Source organism: Ruegeria sp. CH8, assembly GCF_056536985.1.
Genome location: NZ_JBQFQR010000002.1, coordinates 312,826 through 330,130, shown reverse-complemented (window position 1 = coordinate 330,130; position 17,305 = coordinate 312,826). Strand labels below are relative to the sequence as shown.

The window sequence follows — 17,305 nt, the reverse complement described above, 5'->3', positions numbered from 1 at the left end:
CACTTGAACTTAGACGCCTGTCCAGCACCAAAAATCGACTAATATAGGCAATTATGGTAGGCTGTTGTCATTCATTCTAAGTCACCGGGAGAAGCAACATGTCTTGCAATCCTTTGTGCAGTGCCGCTGTAGCACTAGTTTTTTTGGCTACCTTTTGTGAACCCGCGAATGCATCTCCACTTATCGACGCGGCTCTCGACGGCGATTTGGCCAAAGTTGAAAGCCTGTTGAACGAGGGCTCAGATGTAAACGTGAAAACGGTTGCTACCCCGCTATACTTTGCGTCTCAAAGAGGCCACTTCGATGTCGTCAAATTGCTCGTAGATAGTGGTGCGGACGTCGATATCGTAACTGATTTTGGAACAGCCCTACAAATCGCCGCTCGAGGCAACAAAATCGAAATAGTTGAACTTCTTCTAAAGAGCGGGGCGGACCCTAATATCTCTGGTGGTGCAAAACACTTCACACCTCTTCATGACGCCGCTGAACGGGGTGCACTGGAAGCCGCACAATTGCTTCTAGCGAATGGCGCGGACATCAACAGTCGTGCTCAATGGGACCAACCACCGATACACTTGGCTGCATTCAAAGAGCGCACTGAAATGGTTTCTTTCCTTCAGGAACACGGAGCAGCGCCACTTTCAGTTGAACCTCTAAAGGACGGCGAACTCGCCACCGCAGATATTGAACAAGGCCGTGCTCGGGTGCTTGCATGTAAATACTGTCATGCAGTCGAAAAAGAAGAAGAAACCAAAGGCCCCGCTCCCGGACCGCATCTATGGAATATTGTTGGCCGGGAAAGAGGCGGTGTTCCGGGCTATCCCTATTCTGAAGCGATGAAAGCCCTAGACGGAACATGGACGTTTGAAGAGTTAAATCGGTTTTTGGCAGATCCAACGGGTAACGTGCCCGGTACGAATATGGGGCATGGACACGAGAACGACAGAAATATGAGGGTGGCTGTCATTGCCTATCTGCGCACTCAAAGCGACGACCCATTGCCCTTGGAATAATCGCTAACGTTGTTAGAAATCGAATGTCTGTTTCGTCCCGCTTAGCTGTCATAAACCATTGAGAATCGCGCGCCGCAGCGCCGCAAATCCGCTCTGAGCCCAAAGCAGACATGTTAGTCCCGCGTAAGCTTTGTTTTGGTGACCCCCAAAGAGGTGATAGTGCCATCCAACTAGTGGGTCAGTTTCAATCCAACGGGAGACCGGTACTGTCGAAATAGCGTCTAAATCCTTGCCTTCGGGCCTCTAACTTTACGTTCAGCCGTTACTTGCAAATTCGTCTTCCGCCTCTCCACCGGGGGTTTGATCTAATTCTTCCGGTTCTCCATCAACATCATCGTCCTCCTGGCCGTCGGCATAAACGCTTCCGTCATCCGAAATGCCAAGTGTGGATTTTACCGATTCTTCATCGGGATTGGAGGCACGGACCGCGCCGAGGACGCGGTCTTGCTGTTCCTCCGCGACGATTTTGTCCTCAGAAAAGTCGCCTTTGTAATGTCCCAACAAACTGACTTCCGCGTCATGCACCGCCTCCGCAGCCGCCAACTGATCGTCCGTCGGTTGCCCTATCGTATTTCCGTCCTCATCTGTTGTTAAGTCGTGCGCATCTTTCACCGCTTGTGCGGTTTCCAAGTCTTCAGGCGCAATCGTACCGGGAGTGGACGCCTCATCGGCAAGAACCTGTTCAGCTTCCTCCAGCGTCATTGGAGCCGTGTCCAAATAATCATACGCAGCAGTAATTTCCTTCACTTCTTCAGGGCTCAAGTCGTAATCTTCACCCATGACATGATTGAAATTTGCGTCGGCCGCGGCAAGGCCAGCGGCCAGGCTCACCGGCCCTGTACCTTTCGCATACTGTCCGTTCGCGATATGCGCGAGTTTTGCATTTACACTGGAGTTAATGGCACCATTCAGTTTGCCGAGGTTACGCGGGGCAAGCGTGCCATCATCAAGGAGTTTTGCTTTTCTGCTTGGTGGTCTCGGGGATTGCGCGACACTCGCTTTACTTGTTCGTGTCGTGGTGGTCCGTGCCTTGTTCCCTTTGAATAGACCTTTGACACCGTTTTGCTTCAGGTTACGGCCCAAGGCCTGAAAGTCTTCCTTCACTGCCCGACCCAAACGACTGCCGCTCTTTGACTTATGACTTTTGCTGGCAGACTTCGTTCTTGTCCCGTTTAGCGTTTTGTCGGAACCCCATCCCTTTTTGGCACCTTTATCACCGCCGTTGGCGTCCTTTCCGCCGCCGTTACCTCCACCTTTTCCGCCGCCGTTACCTCCACCTTTTCCGTTACCATTTTTTGCGTATGCGTAATCGGTGGCGAAAACGGTCACGATTGGCGCGACTACAAATGCAGACAATACGAGTGCGGAGACGCTCACTTTAAGGAAGTTCAACACGGCAGAAATCCTTTTCACTTAGAGAAATACGGGTCAGCAGTGGTGTACAAATGCTGTCCTTAAGAATTTTGCTCAAACAGGGCCAGAATGTGGCAGATTCCCGACTTTCAGGAGTTGTTATTTTTAATCTAACATTAACAGCTTTGCCTTTGCCTTTGCCTTTGCCTTTGCCTTTGCCTTTGCCTTTGCCTTTGCCTTTGCCTTTGCCTTTGCCTTTGCCTTTAAAAGAATCACCTGGAAACATAAGACTGTTAACAATAGTAATAATTTTAATGCTTTTGTCTCCAGAAGAGATCAAAAAAACCGCTAAAACGGAAATTATTGGAGCGTTAACATTCGGTTAATGTGAGATCTGAAAAAGAATAAGTAGTTTTTTTTACGAGTTGACTATGGTTAAGCTAAGCAAAAGGGAGCTATTCCCGCCTTTAAACGACACCGAGGCCGAAACACTTGCCCCGGACAAGAATAGCTCCCTAAAACCCACGATAAGAAGGGCTATATTTGCTGCCCCAATATTGTTGTATTTTCTTCTAATGGCCTTTTTTCTAAATAGAGCGTCTTCCGAAAGCTATATATCGATCCCGTGGTAGATGAAGGCTTTTGCCCTGGGATAGACAATGAGGGTCCGCGCTATCAGACGAGACGGAGAAAGATAGTTCTGTTCGTCCACTCCGCCTGCTGAGCAATCATTCAATTGGTTCCGGAGCTCTGCGCCGCAGCAAACGGCAGCTTTGTCCACAAAGTGGACATTCAAGCAAATTGCAACGAACGTCTGCTACGCGAACTTTCCTGCCGTTGGCTCTTTGGGTTACTCGGCGATCATGAAGTATTTGTGCAACGTATCCGTAATCTCCCAGATACATTTTGCTCCCTTGGAGATAAAAAACGTATCCCCGGCAGAAAATGTGTGCGGTGTACCTTCATCATCGGTGATTGTTACAGAGCCAGAAATAACCGTCATAAGCTCGTTCACCGGATAAGCATCAATTTCTTCACGGCACGGGGCGCATTTCCAAACCCCTGACGAAATTCCCGAATTTTCATCCAGATGGGCGTAGCGGATAAGTTCCGTCGTGTCGCTTGTTGTAAACGCCTCTTTCGGCACAAGATCAGAAGGTTCAAGCCGATCTACCGCAGGATTTAATCTGTGAATACCCATGGAACTTTTCCCCCGCATTTTTCTGATGTTGAATCCAATAAATCGTTAGTAGTGTAACCGCCGCGTTATTTTGGTCAATTCGAGCTCTGCACCTAGCCAGAAAACAATGTCCGTAACTGGGCTCAGAGCGGACCTGCGGCGCTGCAGCGCCCGATTTTCAATAGTTTATGACCGCTAAGCGGGACAAAGCTACCGCTCGGAATTACTGAATGGGTTTCAGCTTTCGAGGGTCAGTGATCTCGACCACACAGATCATGGTCTGCTAGCGAAGCCAGGACGTAACAGTCTTCTGCCACACCACGGCCGTCACATCCCTGTGCGATACGCTTCAGCTCTTTCTCTAGCGCCCTCAGTCGTTTGATCTTTGCCCGCACATCGGACAACTGACCTTCGGCGATCTGGGTGGCGGCTTCGCACGACCGATCCGGGTGGTTTTGTAACTCGATCAGTAATGAGATCGCTTCGATAGAGAAGCCAAGATCACGCGCGTGACGGATGAAGCTGAGGCGTTCCAGTCCCTCGCGCGTGTAACGCCTCTGGTTGCCAGTTGTGCGTTCCGGTGCAGCCAGAAGACCCATTTCTTCGTAGTAGCGAATGGTGGGCACCTTGACCTTAGTCCGCTTTGAAAGCTCGCCAATTGAGAACATGAAAAACACCTCTTGAATCTCTAGTCACTAGAGACACTACATTAGAACTGAAGCGATTCTGAAGAGGTTTCGAGATGGTAGGATGTTGCGGCAACGACGTGAAATTCGACGGGATGTCGAACGAGTACAAACGTCGGCTTTGGATCGTCATTGCGTTGAACGCGACGATGTTTGTCGTCGAAATGACCGCCGGACACTACGCGAAGTCTCAGGCACTTCAAGCCGACGCGCTCGACTTCCTTGGGGACGCACTGACTTATGGTATTTCCCTCGCTGTAATCGGTGCGTCTATCCGCGCTCGAACGAATGCAGCTTTTGCAAAGGGGATCAGCCTCTTTCTGATGGGCGCGTGGGTGTTCGGCTCCACTGTCTACCGTGTTTTCTATGTTGGTGTTCCAGAAGCCGAGATCATGGGGATCATCGGCGCACTCGCTCTCGTTACAAACCTTGCGAGCGTGTTCTTGCTTGTCAGCTATAAGGATGGAGACGCCAACGTGCGATCAGTCTGGCTATGCTCGCGGAACGATGCCATCGGCAACGTCGCTGTCATGATTGCCGCGTTGGGCGTCTGGGGTACCGCAACGGGCTGGCCCGACCTCATTGTCGCTGCGATCATGGCGAGCCTGTTCTTGTCATCTTCTTACCAGATTATCCGACAGGCACTTGAGGAACGGCGCGAGGACGCTGTGCATGAAAATGGGACAGCACCGACAAGCTGACATTCGCTGTGGGGAGCGCACCGCGTAGATTTGGGCTCAGAGCGGACTTGTGGCGCTGCAGCGCCCGATTTTCAATGGTTTATGACCGCTAAGCGGACAAAGCAACCATTAGTAACATTTACGCAGCTAAACGGATAAGGGGCTGTATACTAACCAGCTTTGGCTATCACAATGTGCTGCGAACTTGGCTTCCAAGAAAACAGAAGCACCAGAACTAACTGGCACCGCTGTGAATTAACTTGATGCTGTTCAAGCTGTAAGAAAACCGTCGTACCAGGACATCAGATCGATTCCGTCGCCCGTAGCGTTTGAGCCATTCAGAGCAGCCAGTTCGCCTTCCCATCCGGCAGCGAGTTCATAGATCCCAAGGTCTTCTAGAGACGCGAGCGAAAAGTCTGCCAGATACATGGTGTCGGTCTGTTCAACGATCCCGGTCATTAGCTCGGCATCCAGGGCTGCCTCGTCCCAATGACCTCCGGAAGTGCCGCGCCCGCCACCGCCTTCCACCGGAATATTATCTCCATACAAAGTCGTAGCTTCTGTACCAGTGTATACAAGATTGCCCTTCGACTTAGTTGTCAAATCGTTGCCCGCAACATCCCAAAGGGTACCAAATCCCAGCGCATGGATCATCTCGTGAAGTATCGTGTCATCAAGCACGCCGAGTGCATCGAGAGAGGCCGCATCGGCAAGGTCGATGGAAAGGGTGGCGCCAGCCGGTGTTTCAGCCGTACCATTGCCGTCCCAGTCGTTTGCTGCGTAAATATTTGCCGATGCAACCTCTCCACCCAGCGCACCGGTTTCAAGTTTGACTTCGACATAGAGGTCATCAAGCACAAACTCCGTACCATCTGATTTCAAGCCGTTGTCATCGTCCGTAAAGCCATATGCGATGACAGAAGAAAGAAATTCCGCTGCCGCTTCGACATAGCCTTGTATGTTTGTCGCAATCGAAGTGTTCCAATCCGACCCGTTTCCCACAAATTCGATCTGAAAATTAAACGGATCACTTGTGCCGCGATTGGTATCTACAGTGATTGTATCGTCGAACCCAGTATCGAGAGTGCCCGAAGTGTAGGCAGCTTCTACAGTGCTGCCGCCGCCGCCTCCATCACCACCACCATCATCGCCGCCGCCGCCGCCCGGTCGACCACCACCGCCACCGCCGCTGCCACCACCGCCGAAGGGATTGCCCATGTTGAACTCTTGGTAGTCAACGAAGGTTGCGTCGGAGCCTACACTGGTTTGGCTTTCGAAGGCAGTGGGCTGAAGGAGTGCGCGCAACGCCTGACCATCTGCCGGCGTAACCGGTTCAAGCCCTTTGCGAGCATCAGCCTGCTCAAAGATATCAAGGCCATCTCTGCCTTCACCATCAGAGCTGCCGACTGGATTGCCCGTGTCGAACACTTGGTTGTCATCGATGGAGTTCTCACTAGCATGATTTTCAGCGGCGGTGGGCTGAAGGAGTGCGCGCAACGTCTGGCCGTCTGCCGGCGTAACCGGCTCGGGTCCGTCGGGAGCGTCAGTCTGCTCCAAGATAAATTGATCAATGGCATTAAAGAAGTCGTCAAACAGAATTCGATCAGAACGTTTTGCGTGCATATTGGCTATCTCCGAATTGAAGCCCCCACCAATACATCTGATTATTAGAATAAAATAACGTGCTTTAATGTGTGTTTAATATGCCGTTAATGTCTAGTTTATGTATTGAACGGTAGCTCTTTAACCAAGCCGTCGCACAATCCTACCCCTGTAAAGGCATAAAATGGGCTCGGTGCGGACATACGAAGTTCACGACAAGGAGCGAATGCCGGCTGTGCGGACGGTGCTGTCAGACGAATTCGAACCAGTCTCTGGTGGGCCAGTGACGCTGTCCTTTATCCCATGCCAAGTTCGCGCCACTCGGCGAGAGCGGCGCTACGTGTCAGCTTGAAGGTGTCTCGGCTAGTGAGAGATCGTTCCTGGTTGAAGTGGTTGTAAATGGAGGAATGAACGGCGGCAAACTTCTGCAAACTTCGCATGCGCCTGAAACGCTGCATGGCGCGTTCGCGTCGTCGGAAAGGAAGGTGCGAATTCTCAACCCGATTGTTGAGCCACCTGCCCGTCTGCTGCTTTTCGGTAGCACCAAGCTCTCTGAGAGCGGCCCGATACGATGCGAAGCGGTCCGTGACGACGTTTTCCGCGTTACCGTGCCGCTTCATCAATTTTTTGAGGAATTTCAGTGCTGCAACTTTGTTTCGTCGCTTGGTGACAACTGCTTCCAGCACTTCACCTTCGTGATCTACTGCACGCCACAGATAATGTCGCTTGCCATTCACCTTCACAAAGACCTCGTCGACGTGCCACTTCCATTTCGAGTATGCACGAAGTTGCTGAACACGTTTCCGTCTAATCTCAGCGGCAAACATCGGGCCAAACCTGTTCCACCAAAAGCGGACAGTTTCGTGGCTCACGTCGATGCCGCGCTCGTGCAGCAGATCTTCGACATTCCGAAGCGAGAGTGGAAACCGAATATACAGCATCACCGCAAGGCGGATGATCTCGGGGCTGGTTTTAAAGTATTTGAAAGAGGCAGGATTGGTCATGGGCAAAAGCTACGCACACCCCTGCCCCGCTCAAGCAAAGTTCTTCTGACAAGACCTCTGGGGAAGCGTCTTTTGCCTCAATATGATAGCGGATGACCTCAGTTGAAGAGGATCAGCTGTCCTAGGCAACTCATGCCTCAGGCCGACTTGGTAGCCCGATTTTGTTCCAAAGCTCATCGGCAACAACGCCTATTGCCTGGTCCCTGCGCCTCATCTTGAAGATCATGGTCCGGCGCAGTGGGAACCCTTCCAAGTTCAGGGAAAGCAAAATCCCCGACCGCCGCTCCTCCTCCGTCATATGATCGGGCAAGCCGCCCCAGCCAAGGCCGGCGAGGATCACTTTTTTCTTGGCCGTGAGGTCCGAGACCGTCCATTTCAGGCCCCCTGACAGCAGATCGCGGCTCTGTTCATGCGCGGTGCCGCCTGTGCCCGCCGTAATCACCTGCACATGGCTTTGCATCTCAGTTGTCGATATTGCGCGGGAACCGGTCGGTAGGTTCAGATCGGGGCTGGCCACTGGCCGGATTGTCACCTCCGCGACCGGTACCGCCTCCACGTCGTTCAGTGGCACCCCTTCAAGCGATGCAAGCGCGATATCCGCTTTACCCTCCATTAGCCGTGCGATCGGGCCGCCCATCATCTCCATACGCAGCCGAAGGTGAGTTGCGGGATGACGCCGACCGGTGTCGGCAAGCGCTGGTAGAAAAGTATCCAAATCCATTGTTGCGCTGACGGCAATTGTCAGTTCAGGCTCTTCTCGGGCGCGCAACCGAGCAGCGGTGCTTCTGAGCCCCTGCATCTGCCGCAACACCCGAGAGGCTTCTCGGTAGAAGACCTCGCCGGCCGGTGTGAGCGAAGGCCGGTAAGCTTCGCGGCTGAACAGTTCCAGCTCCAACTCCTCTTCCAATTGGCGGATGGTGTGGCTTATGGCGGATTGTGATTTGTGGAGGCGCTCAGCCGCACCGCGGAAGGTGCCGGTTGAGACTATGGCCTCCAGTGCAATGAGTTGGTCGTGTTTCATAGGCTCTCAACATGATCGATTTTTTTGATCATAATAGTGAAAAGACAATATTATCAATCAATCGTATCACCGGGTAGTCAGATGGCATCGCTCAACAAAGGAGACTGTCATGAAACTCTACTACAAGCCCGGCGCGTGCCCGCTGGCCAGCCATATCGCCCTATATGAAACCGGTCGCCCGTTTGAAATCGAAGCCGTGGACACTGCGGCAGGCCAAACTGAAAGCGGTGCTGACTATCATACGATCAACCCCAAAGGATACGTTCCGGCTCTGGGGTTGGACGACGGTAGCGTCCTCACCGAAGGAGCGGCTGTTCTTCAATATATCGCGGACAGATATCCCGAAGCGGGTCTGGCGCCGGTAGCCGGCACCTTGGCCCGAGCCCGGATGCAGGAACAGCTCAACTGGATTGGCTCCGAGTTGCACAAGGCCTTCGGCCCGCTGTTCCGCGATGGCACGTCCGAGGCTGACAAAGATGCGGCGCGCACCGCTGTTGCGGGCAAGTTCGACCTGATCGAAGCGCAGCTGGAGGATGGCCGAGAGTGGCTGGTTTCGAACCAGTTCTCGGTAGCTGACGCATACCTTTTCGTGGTCGCGAACTGGGCGAATTTCACCGGCATCGACCTGTCTCGTTGGTCCCGGCTGGCGGCGTTTGTAAGTCGCGGTGCTGCCCGTCCGTCTGCTCAGGCCGCGATGCGTGCCGAGGGGTTGATCCAATGACGCCCGCCGACCACAAAAAGGTCGGCGAACTGATGGAGGTCTATTTCGAAGGCCTCCATCAGGCCGATAGCACCATGTTGCGCAGAGTGTTCCATCCGCAGTTGGCTTATGTCTGTGCCACAGAAGGCGATGAACTGAATCTGGATCTCGAGACTTATATGGGCCGCGTGGACGGGCGTGAACCGCCAGCCAGGCGTGGTGACCCGCGCGAGGAGAAGGTTCTGGAGATCGCATTTGCCAGCGACAGGTTAGCCCGTGTCAGCGCCCGGATGACCATGATGGGGCGGGATTTCCATGACCTGCTGACCCTTGTTCGCTACGGCACAGAATGGCGCATCGTAGCAAAAGTGTTTTCCTATGTTCCGCGAAAGGACTGACCGATGCCATATGTGAATATCAAAGTCACCCGCGAAGGCGGCCCTGACGGCACCGGCCCGAGTGCCGATCAAAAAGCGCAGCTGATAATTGGGGTCACAGACCTTCTGCAAAACGTACTGGACAAGAACCCGGCCACAACCTTTGTGGTAATTGACGAGGTCCCGTTGGAAGACTGGGGCGTTGGCGGCCTGCCAGTGCAAGAGTATCGAAAGCAGACGCAATGAAGACGCGGCTGACAAAGGCGCTGGGGATCACCTGCCCGGTGATCCAGGCACCAATGGCATTTGCTGCGGGCGGCGCACTGGCCAGCGCCGTCTCCCGCGCAGGCGGTTTGGGCATGATTGGGGGCGCCTACGGTGATGCCGTCTGGATCGGCCAACAGTTCGATATCGCTGCGGATGCCCGCGTGGGCTGTGGGCTGATTACATGGAAGCTCGCGGAGCGGCCGCACCTGCTCGGCCGGGTGCTGGCGCGTAATCCAGCTGCGCTGTTTCTGTCATTTGGCAATCCGGCACCATTCGCTCCGGCGATCAAGGACGCCGGTGTGCCGCTGATCTGCCAGGTCCAGACCCTGCGCGATGCGCGGCAGGCGCTGGATTGCGGCGCGGACATCATTGTCGCCCAGGGGGCGGAAGCTGGCGGCCATGGCGAGGCACGCGGCACATTTGCTCTGGTTCCCGAGATCGCCGATGAGATCGCGCGCCAAAACAGCGAGGCGCTGCTCTGTGCTGCTGGCGGTATCACGGACGGGCGTGGCCTGGCGGCGGCCCTTATGCTTGGGGCAGATGGAGCGGTGATCGGTACGCGGTTCTGGGCCTCGAACGAAGCGCTGGTGCATCCGCATATTCTTAAACGAGCGATGGCCGCGACAGGTGACGACACGATCCGCACGCGGGTGGTGGACGTGATCCGTGGTTACGACTGGCCCGGCCGGTACAATGGCCGCGTTCTGCGCAACCCGTTCATTCAGAAATGGTACGGCTCAGAAGACGCCTTGAAGATGGAAGCGGGCGTTGAAGCGGCAGTATGGGCGGCAGCTCAGGAAACCGGGGATATTGATGTTGCAACCGCCTTTGCAGGCGAGGGCATCGGTCTGATCAGTTCCGCGGCACCCGCCGGCGATATTCTGGCGAATCTCATGGCGGACGCGCATCGGTGTCTGGCTGGGGCGGCTGCATAGCATGGGGATCTGGGAAGAGCCAGAAACACTTGAGCTGGGTGCTGTCAGACGAATTCGAGCCAGTCTCTGGTAGGCCAGTGAAGCTGTCCTTTATCCCATGCCAAGTTCGCGCCACTCGGCGAGAGCGGCGCTACGTGTCAGCTTGAAGGTGTCTCGGCTAGTGAGAGATCGTTCCTGGTTGAAGTGGTTGTAAATGGAGGAATGAACGGCGGCAAACTTCTGCAAACTTCGCATGCGCCTGAAACGCTGCATGGCGCGTTCGCGTCGTCGGAAAGGAAGGTGCGAATTCTCAACCCGATTGTTGAGCCACCTGCCCGTCTGCTGCTTTTCGGTAGCACCAAGCTCTCTGAGAGCGGCCCGATACGATGCGAAGCGGTCCGTGACGACGTTTTCCGCGTTACCGTGTCGGTTCATCAATTTCTTGAGGAATTTCAGTGCTGCAACTTTGTTTCGTCGCTTGGTGACAACTGCTTCCAGCACTTCACCTTCGTGATCTACTGCACGCCACAGATAATGTCGCTTGCCATTCACCTTCACAAAGACCTCGTCGACGTGCCACTTCCATTTCGAGTATGCACGAAGTTGCTGAACACGTTTCCGTCTAATCTCAGCGGCAAACATCGGGCCAAACCTGTTCCACCAAAAGCGGACAGTTTCGTGGCTCACGTCGATGCCGCGCTCGTGCAGCAGATCTTCGACATTCCGAAGCGAGAGTGGAAACCGAATATACAGCATCACCGCAAGGCGGATGATCTCGGGGCTGGTTTTAAAGTATTTGAAAGAGGCAGGATTGGTCATGGGCAAAAGCTACGCACACCCTGCCCCGCTCAAGCAAAGTTCTTCTGACAAGACCTCCGTAGGAACCACCGTCGACCTCTCGATCCCATCTTGGACCAACACAATTGGAGCCTCTGAGCTGGGAACCGTGTGGGAAGACCCAGATTTCGATCCTTCGGAAAGCGCATTTTATTATGCCCGGGTTATAGAAATTCCGACCCCTCGCTGGACGGCGTATGATGCAGTGAAGTTCGGAATAGACATGCCGGATGGCGTCCAATTAATAACGCAGGAACGCGCCTACACTTCGCCGATTTGGTACTCGCCACAACAATAGTTCGATTTACGATGTCCATCCGGTATGGGCTCGATGCGGTCATTGACTGCACTCGGCATGAGCGGCTGCTTCGCCGGAAATGCAGACCTCCGGTTTTTACCTGATTATTACAATCCTTGCATGACGCACGTTGCGCTCAACTAAAGAGATCATTGACCGATAGGCCAATCGAACTTCAATATGATCATGCGCTGGCTCCGTCGGAACCACATTGAAAACACGGCGGAGTATTGGCCAGAGAACGACTGGGAGGGGCGCATGACTGCCAATGTGGAGACCCTTTTCACCGAAAGCGACGGGCTATCCATCGCCTATCAAGTTTGGGGCGATGGGCCGCGCAATCTTGTGTTGGTCCCCGGAATGATTTCGCATCTGGAAGCGTCCATGGAAAATCCGGGCTACCTGCAGTGGATGTCAGCTCTCAGCTCGGTGGGAAGATTGGTGACCTTCGACAAACGCGGCAACGGCATGTCAGACCGCATTCAGGGGACACCAACCCTTGAAGAGCGCGTCATGGATATAGAGGCTGTGATGGATGTCACTGAAATGACCTCAGCCACGGTCATTGCTTTCTCCGAGGGGGCTTCACTTGCCTGTGTCTATGCCGCGATGCGCCCCGAGCGCGTTGAACGTCTGGCTTTGTGCGGCGGGTACGCTCAAGGTCGTCTTACTCGCGGTTACCTGACCCCTGAAAGCCTTAAAATCGCGTTGAAGCAGTTTCGCGAGAATTGGGGGAAGCTTTATAAACCTCACCCATTCTCGGCTTTTGGCCCAAGTGAGGACGATGCTGAAGCTCAGGAAGCATGGGCGCATTTCCAAAGGATGAGCGCGACCCCTATTACAGTCGCCAACCTGTTCGAATTGGCTACCCGGATAGATATCCGGGAATTGCTGCCTTCTATTTCACAACCCACTTTGGTCATACATCGCGAATTTGAAGAACCCAACGGGGCTGATTGCGCCAAGGATTTTCTGCGTTTGATGCCATCCACCGAATACAAAACCATACCCGGCCACGAGCATGTGCCATGGGAAGGCGACGTGGACAGCTATGCGGCTGCAATCGTCGAGTTTGTCACCGGCGAAGCATCGGCGACGATCCAACCCAAGCGCACCCTTGCTACCGTTCTGTTCTCAGATCTCGTCGCGTCCACCTCACAACAAGCACGTATCGGTGATGAGAATTGGCGCGACCTTATGAACCGCCACGATGACGTCTGCGCAAACCAGATCTCTCGATACGGTGGTCATCTGGTGAAATTCACCGGCGACGGCGTGCTGGCGACGTTCAGTTCTCCTACAAGTGCGCTGGCCTGCGCTGGTTCTTTACGTGAAGCATTGTCTGCAATCGACCTTAACGCACGCTTCGGCGCTCACACAGGTGAGATTGAAATTCGCGGCGAGGATATCAGCGGCCTTGGCGTGGTCATAGCCGCTCGGGTGATGGGCCAAGCCGAGGAAGGACAGGTTTTGGCCTCCGATCTCACGCGGCAACTGATGCTTGGTGCGCCGTTCGAGTTTCAAGACTGCGGTGAGCACGAGTTGAAAGGCGTTCCAAATTCTTGGAGACTGCACGCGGTCAGCCCTACGAACTAAACAACTCGGAACGCTGGCCTTGCCTACTGGTCTTTACCACGGAATCCGATTGTCGGCTTAGGGCTCGAAGCAGTCATCCGACAGCTATAGCCAAAAGACTGGTTTGCGGATGCGAGCAGTCATTGAGGCCGCTCGCAGGATAGATAGAGGTGACCACCTTTGAAGCACGGCTCGATACGTCCTCAAGCTTTACTAAGAGACTCTACCGTCGCCTAACCCTCTCTCGATTACGCTCCCGACGATCGATGTTGATCTGGTGATCACGACCAAGGGCCCGGTAGAAGCCCAGACCTTTGGACCAGTTCAGGAATTGCGAGACGCTGTCGACCTGATCATCGTTGCGCCCACGCGGAAAGGATTGCAGCTCGCGTTTGAATGCCACCAGCCAGGGCGCATCAATTGGCAACTTTACCTTGCCCTCCTCTACCGGTGCACATGCTGACTGGAACCGGGTTTCCTTATCCTTGTCAGGCTTAATGCGTTCGTACCGGCGACGATCGTCAAAGAACAACTCGTCAAAGAGTGGTTTTCCACTTGCCGCATCTTCGATAAGAACGCGGTCGGGATCCCAGCGGTCGACAAGGTTCAATGCCCTGGACTTCAGGTCCGTGTAGTCCACCTGCCCTCGCCAAACGTCAAGAAGGAACCACGCGTTTTCGCGGAAGCCCCAGGTCGTACAGACCGAGAAGTCGGACCGGGGATCCGCAGACATGCCCGTATCCCAGCTCTGAACGACCAGTTGGAACCAGCGACGATCATCGATGGTTTCGTAAGTACCGAACCACTCCCAGCGCAAGGGTGATCCATCCGGTGCAATTGGGTTCTGCTGATACTGGCAATTGAACACGGCCGCGCCCATTTCGCGACGCTTGGTATCCAACGTTTGCTGATCCAGGCGCGACGGACACAGAAGATCACCCGGTTTGCGGCGCATGACATTTCCGCGCCCAAGAGGCACCGTCTCATGTTCTTCAGCGATGGCGGGCAAGTTCAGATGCCGATAGGTTCCGCGTTCGAGCAGGTAACCCGGCGGATCCATCTCGTGCAACCGCTGCGCAACCATGACGACGCGCCCTTCGGCCGGGTTGTCAAAGCGCGACAACAAGGTTCCCTCAATGAACTCCTGCGCCTTGACCAGTTCGGCTTCGGAGCCGGCATCACCCGCCTTCAGCAGATCATCAATGATGATGTAATCAGCGCCATGACCGGTGACAGAACTGCCGATGGAGACAGCCTTACGGCTGCCTCCCTTTGTGGTTCGGATTTCTTCTGAGGTGTTGCCCTTTTTAGCCAAAACCGTTTCAGGGAACATTTCCCGGTACCAGCGTGCGGACATGACCCGTCGACAATCTTCGGAATGTTTGCGCGCCAGATCCAGCCCATAGCTGGCAACGATGATCTTGGCGCTGGGGTTATGACCGAGAAGATGGGCAACATATGCGACGGCAACGGTGACAGATTTCAGGCACCGGGGCGGGATGTTGATGATCAACCGCTTGTTTTCGCCTTGGCGAACGTTGTCCAACTCATGGCACATGGCCCGCACATGCCAAGCCGGATCAAAGCTGCGGTCATTCCCCTGGTGCAGCGTGTCAAACACACGCCAAACAAAGGGAAAGAAGTTGTCCCGGCAAACCTCGCGAGCGGCTTGCAGGACCATTTTAGGATCAGGAGCCGTCATCTTCCACCTCCCCATCTTCGGGATCACCATCACCGTGCAGTTGGCTGGAAAAGAAGTCCCGGAGGATATCGAAGTCGACACCGTCCGGCTCAAGCGCACGGGCGCTTTCTTGCGCGTCCATTTCACTTGTGTCGAACAGATCTGCGTCCAGCTTCAGCAGCGCCATCAACATTTTCGTGTCGCCCTTCAACGCGCTGGCCGTGACCCGCTTGGCAATCGCCTCCGCCTTGGAGATCCGAGTTTCGTGGTCGCCTTCGCGGACCGTAATCTTGGCTTCCAATTCGCGTTTCAGGCTGGCATTCACGCCCTTAGCACCTTTCGGCCGCCCTTTTGGATTGCCAGAACGGCCTTTCTTGAACTGGGTCGCTTTGGGCGGCTTGCCGTAGCCCACCTCGTAGTCCTTCGTATCGTCAGACATGATCCGCCTCCTGCTCTGAGGTGGCGTCTACGACTGCAGAGCGCGCATCGAACGTTTGCCCCGAGACAGCATGCAGCGCTCTTTCACCAGTCATGTCTTGCCAACGACGGATGGCGACATCGACATAAGCCGGGTCGAGCTCAACCAGCCGCGCCTGGCGCCCGGTTTTCTCTGCCGCCAGCAACGTCGCGCCGGAACCGCCAAAGGCGTCCAGCACGACATCGCCGCGATGGCTCACATCCATGATGGCATCTGCCACCAAAGCTGTTGGCTTCACCGTGGGATGATCAGCAAGATCCGCTTCGCGCCCTGCCCCAAAGCTGTTCACCCCTGCGCAATCCCAAACATTGGTCCGGTTGCGCCCATGTTTGCCCAGTTCGACATTGTTGATATGCGGCGCGCCCGGTTTCTTGAAGATCGGCACCAGTTCGTGCTTGGAGCGGTAAAGGCTGCCCATCCCTCCGTTGGTCTTGTTCCAGACGCAGAGATTGATGAGATCAAATCCGCATGTCTTGCCGGCGGCAATCAACTCTTCAATATGACGCCAGTCCATGCAAATCATTGCGATGCCCCCGTTCGGCAGGCAGTCGAACAAATGGTTGATCGCGTCTGTGAGGAAGCCTCGGAAATCGCTGTCCGACATTTCTCCTGACGCCATGGCAAACTCGCGGTGATCGTTACCGGCACCACAGCGGACATGCCCATTGACCGGCACGTTATATGGGGGATCGGTGAAGACCATCTGCGGGGTCTCGCCTTTCAGCAAGGTGTCGTAGCTCTGGGCTTGCAGGGCATCCCCGCAGAAGATGCGATGATCTCCGAGAATCCAGAGGTCGCCTGGCTGCGCAATTGCAGGTGCCGCAGGGTCCGGGGTGTCGACAGTTTCTGCTTCAGTCTCCGCAGCCCCGCCCGCGCCGTTGATTATAATGTCGATTTCGGGTGTTTCGAACCCGGTGATGTCCAGATCAAAGTCCAGCTCGCCATCAAGGCTGAGATCCATCAGCTCGGCAAACTCAATCTGGAGAGCCGCTTCGTTCCAGTCGGACAATTCCGCCAGCTTGTTATCCGCAATGCGCAGAGCCCGCACTTCTGCGTCTGACAGATGATCGGCCACAACGGTCGGTACGGTCTTCAATCCAAGAGCCTTGGCGGCCTCATAGCGGCCATGACCGGCGATGATTGTGCCCGCAACATCCACAAGGATCGGAGTGACAAAGCCAAACTGAGCCACCGAAGCCTTCAGCTTGTCGATATTCTTGGCCGCGTGCACCCGATTGTTATTGGCGTAGGGCTTGATCTGGCTGATCCGGGATTGGACGACTTTGTCCGCCATCCAGATCGGCGTATTGGACGCCTGAAGGTCGCTGTGTGTTTTCTTGGCAGGCATAACCGCCTCCTTTTGCGTGACGCCGCGAGGACGTCGAGATGGAGGGATCGCGCTGGAAAATCGGAGAGAGCACAAATCGCAACTCCCCGGACCAATCGATCCGAGACGTTGCTCCTTTGAATGCTCTCTGCGGAAACCTGTGTTTCCAATGAGTGCTGCCTGCGGGAGCAGTTTCCCGCCCTGATAGTCTGGGCGATTGAGCCAAATGTAGGTGTCATCAATACGAGACGCAACCCCTAAACCAAAAGTAACCAAATCGTAACCAATTAAGATTGTTGACGAATAATCGGG

Annotated in this window: 19 protein-coding genes; 8 read left to right on the top strand and 11 right to left on the bottom strand. The window is 54.7% G+C overall.

The window, feature by feature from the left end; all coding sequences use genetic code 11:
- The first annotated feature begins 98 nt into the window (after window positions 1–98).
- A complete protein-coding gene (locus ACR0ER_RS03735; protein WP_480767777.1) occupies window positions 99–1,013 on the top strand; it encodes an ankyrin repeat domain-containing protein in 915 nt (304 codons plus the stop codon).
- 255 nt (window positions 1,014–1,268) lie between these two features.
- Here ACR0ER_RS03735 and ACR0ER_RS03730 read toward each other — a convergent pair whose 3' ends face one another.
- The 4 genes from ACR0ER_RS03730 to ACR0ER_RS03715 all read right to left on the bottom strand — a co-directional run bounded on the left by ACR0ER_RS03730 (window position 1,269) and on the right by ACR0ER_RS03715 (window position 4,214).
- On the bottom strand, window positions 1,269–2,408 hold the full coding sequence (locus tag ACR0ER_RS03730) for a hypothetical protein (RefSeq protein ID WP_480767776.1): 1,140 nt from the start codon (window positions 2,406–2,408) through the stop codon (window positions 1,269–1,271).
- Window positions 2,392–2,706, bottom strand: a complete 315-nt coding sequence (locus tag ACR0ER_RS03725; protein ID WP_480767775.1) for a hypothetical protein — start codon at window positions 2,704–2,706, stop codon at window positions 2,392–2,394. The genes ACR0ER_RS03730 and ACR0ER_RS03725 overlap by 17 nt, the downstream gene beginning before the upstream one ends.
- A 510-nt stretch (window positions 2,707–3,216) precedes the next feature.
- Window positions 3,217–3,567, bottom strand: coding sequence for a cupin domain-containing protein (locus ACR0ER_RS03720; RefSeq protein WP_480767774.1), 351 nt, complete (start codon window positions 3,565–3,567; stop codon window positions 3,217–3,219).
- 230 nt (window positions 3,568–3,797) lie between these two features.
- Window positions 3,798–4,214 (bottom strand): MerR family transcriptional regulator, encoded by a 417-nt coding sequence (locus tag ACR0ER_RS03715; protein ID WP_480767773.1) that lies wholly within the window; start codon window positions 4,212–4,214, stop codon window positions 3,798–3,800.
- A 74-nt stretch (window positions 4,215–4,288) separates the two neighbouring features.
- On the opposite strand from ACR0ER_RS03715, the gene ACR0ER_RS03710 reads away from it, so the two are divergent.
- Window positions 4,289–4,933 carry a cation efflux transmembrane domain-containing protein gene (locus ACR0ER_RS03710; RefSeq protein ID WP_480767772.1) on the top strand — a complete coding sequence of 215 codons (645 nt, stop codon included), beginning with the start codon at window positions 4,289–4,291 and terminating at the stop codon, window positions 4,931–4,933.
- 249 nt (window positions 4,934–5,182) lie between these two features.
- Here the strand turns inward: ACR0ER_RS03710 and ACR0ER_RS03705 are convergent, their stop codons facing one another.
- The 3 genes from ACR0ER_RS03705 to ACR0ER_RS03695 all read right to left on the bottom strand — a co-directional run bounded on the left by ACR0ER_RS03705 (window position 5,183) and on the right by ACR0ER_RS03695 (window position 8,539).
- Entirely contained in the window at window positions 5,183–6,535 is a 1,353-nt protein-coding gene (locus ACR0ER_RS03705; RefSeq protein ID WP_480767771.1) for a leishmanolysin-related zinc metalloendopeptidase, read from the bottom strand.
- Window positions 6,536–6,810: 275 nt separating this feature from the next.
- Window positions 6,811–7,518 (bottom strand): IS6 family transposase, encoded by a 708-nt coding sequence (locus tag ACR0ER_RS03700; protein ID WP_480767770.1) that lies wholly within the window; start codon window positions 7,516–7,518, stop codon window positions 6,811–6,813.
- Window positions 7,519–7,648: 130 nt separating this feature from the next.
- Window positions 7,649–8,539, bottom strand: coding sequence for a LysR family transcriptional regulator (locus ACR0ER_RS03695; RefSeq protein WP_480767769.1), 891 nt, complete (start codon window positions 8,537–8,539; stop codon window positions 7,649–7,651).
- 109 nt (window positions 8,540–8,648) lie between these two features.
- On the opposite strand from ACR0ER_RS03695, the gene gstA reads away from it, so the two are divergent.
- From gstA to ACR0ER_RS03675, 4 genes are read left to right on the top strand one after another with little or no spacing between them, the layout of a single operon-like run.
- Window positions 8,649–9,260 (top strand): glutathione transferase GstA, encoded by a 612-nt coding sequence (gstA, locus tag ACR0ER_RS03690; RefSeq protein WP_170335053.1) that lies wholly within the window; start codon window positions 8,649–8,651, stop codon window positions 9,258–9,260.
- A complete protein-coding gene (locus ACR0ER_RS03685) occupies window positions 9,257–9,637 on the top strand; it encodes a nuclear transport factor 2 family protein (RefSeq protein WP_480767768.1) in 381 nt (126 codons plus the stop codon). Before gstA ends, ACR0ER_RS03685 begins: the two co-directional genes overlap by 4 nt.
- 3 nt (window positions 9,638–9,640) lie before the next feature.
- Window positions 9,641–9,862, top strand: a complete 222-nt coding sequence (locus ACR0ER_RS03680; RefSeq protein ID WP_170335057.1) for a tautomerase family protein — start codon at window positions 9,641–9,643, stop codon at window positions 9,860–9,862.
- Complete coding sequence (locus ACR0ER_RS03675; protein ID WP_480767767.1) at window positions 9,859–10,818, top strand: NAD(P)H-dependent flavin oxidoreductase; 960 nt, start codon at window positions 9,859–9,861, stop codon at window positions 10,816–10,818. The genes ACR0ER_RS03680 and ACR0ER_RS03675 overlap by 4 nt, the downstream gene beginning before the upstream one ends.
- A gap of 90 nt (window positions 10,819–10,908) precedes the next feature.
- On the opposite strand, the gene ACR0ER_RS03670 is transcribed toward ACR0ER_RS03675, so the two are convergent.
- Window positions 10,909–11,616 (bottom strand): IS6 family transposase, encoded by a 708-nt coding sequence (locus ACR0ER_RS03670; RefSeq protein WP_480767766.1) that lies wholly within the window; start codon window positions 11,614–11,616, stop codon window positions 10,909–10,911.
- Here ACR0ER_RS03670 and ACR0ER_RS03665 point away from each other — a divergent pair.
- Together ACR0ER_RS03665 and ACR0ER_RS03660 are read left to right on the top strand one after the other, a co-directional pair.
- A complete protein-coding gene (locus ACR0ER_RS03665; protein WP_480767765.1) occupies window positions 11,615–11,932 on the top strand; it encodes a DUF3604 domain-containing protein in 318 nt (105 codons plus the stop codon). The genes ACR0ER_RS03670 and ACR0ER_RS03665 overlap by 2 nt on opposite strands.
- 258 nt (window positions 11,933–12,190) lie before the next feature.
- Window positions 12,191–13,528 carry an alpha/beta fold hydrolase gene (locus ACR0ER_RS03660; RefSeq protein WP_480767764.1) on the top strand — a complete coding sequence of 446 codons (1,338 nt, stop codon included), beginning with the start codon at window positions 12,191–12,193 and terminating at the stop codon, window positions 13,526–13,528.
- Between the two features lie 202 nt (window positions 13,529–13,730).
- On the opposite strand, the gene terL is transcribed toward ACR0ER_RS03660, so the two are convergent.
- From terL to ACR0ER_RS03645, 3 genes are read right to left on the bottom strand one after another with little or no spacing between them, the layout of a single operon-like run.
- The gene (gene terL / locus ACR0ER_RS03655) at window positions 13,731–15,209 is read right to left on the bottom strand and encodes a phage terminase large subunit (protein WP_480767763.1); all 1,479 of its coding nucleotides are present in this window, start codon (window positions 15,207–15,209) and stop codon (window positions 13,731–13,733) included.
- Window positions 15,196–15,627 (bottom strand): DUF5681 domain-containing protein, encoded by a 432-nt coding sequence (locus tag ACR0ER_RS03650; protein WP_480767762.1) that lies wholly within the window; start codon window positions 15,625–15,627, stop codon window positions 15,196–15,198. The genes terL and ACR0ER_RS03650 overlap by 14 nt, the downstream gene beginning before the upstream one ends.
- Window positions 15,620–17,014 carry a site-specific DNA-methyltransferase gene (locus ACR0ER_RS03645; protein ID WP_480767761.1) on the bottom strand — a complete coding sequence of 465 codons (1,395 nt, stop codon included), beginning with the start codon at window positions 17,012–17,014 and terminating at the stop codon, window positions 15,620–15,622. Before ACR0ER_RS03645 ends, ACR0ER_RS03650 begins: the two co-directional genes overlap by 8 nt.
- Window positions 17,015–17,305 lie beyond the last annotated feature (291 nt).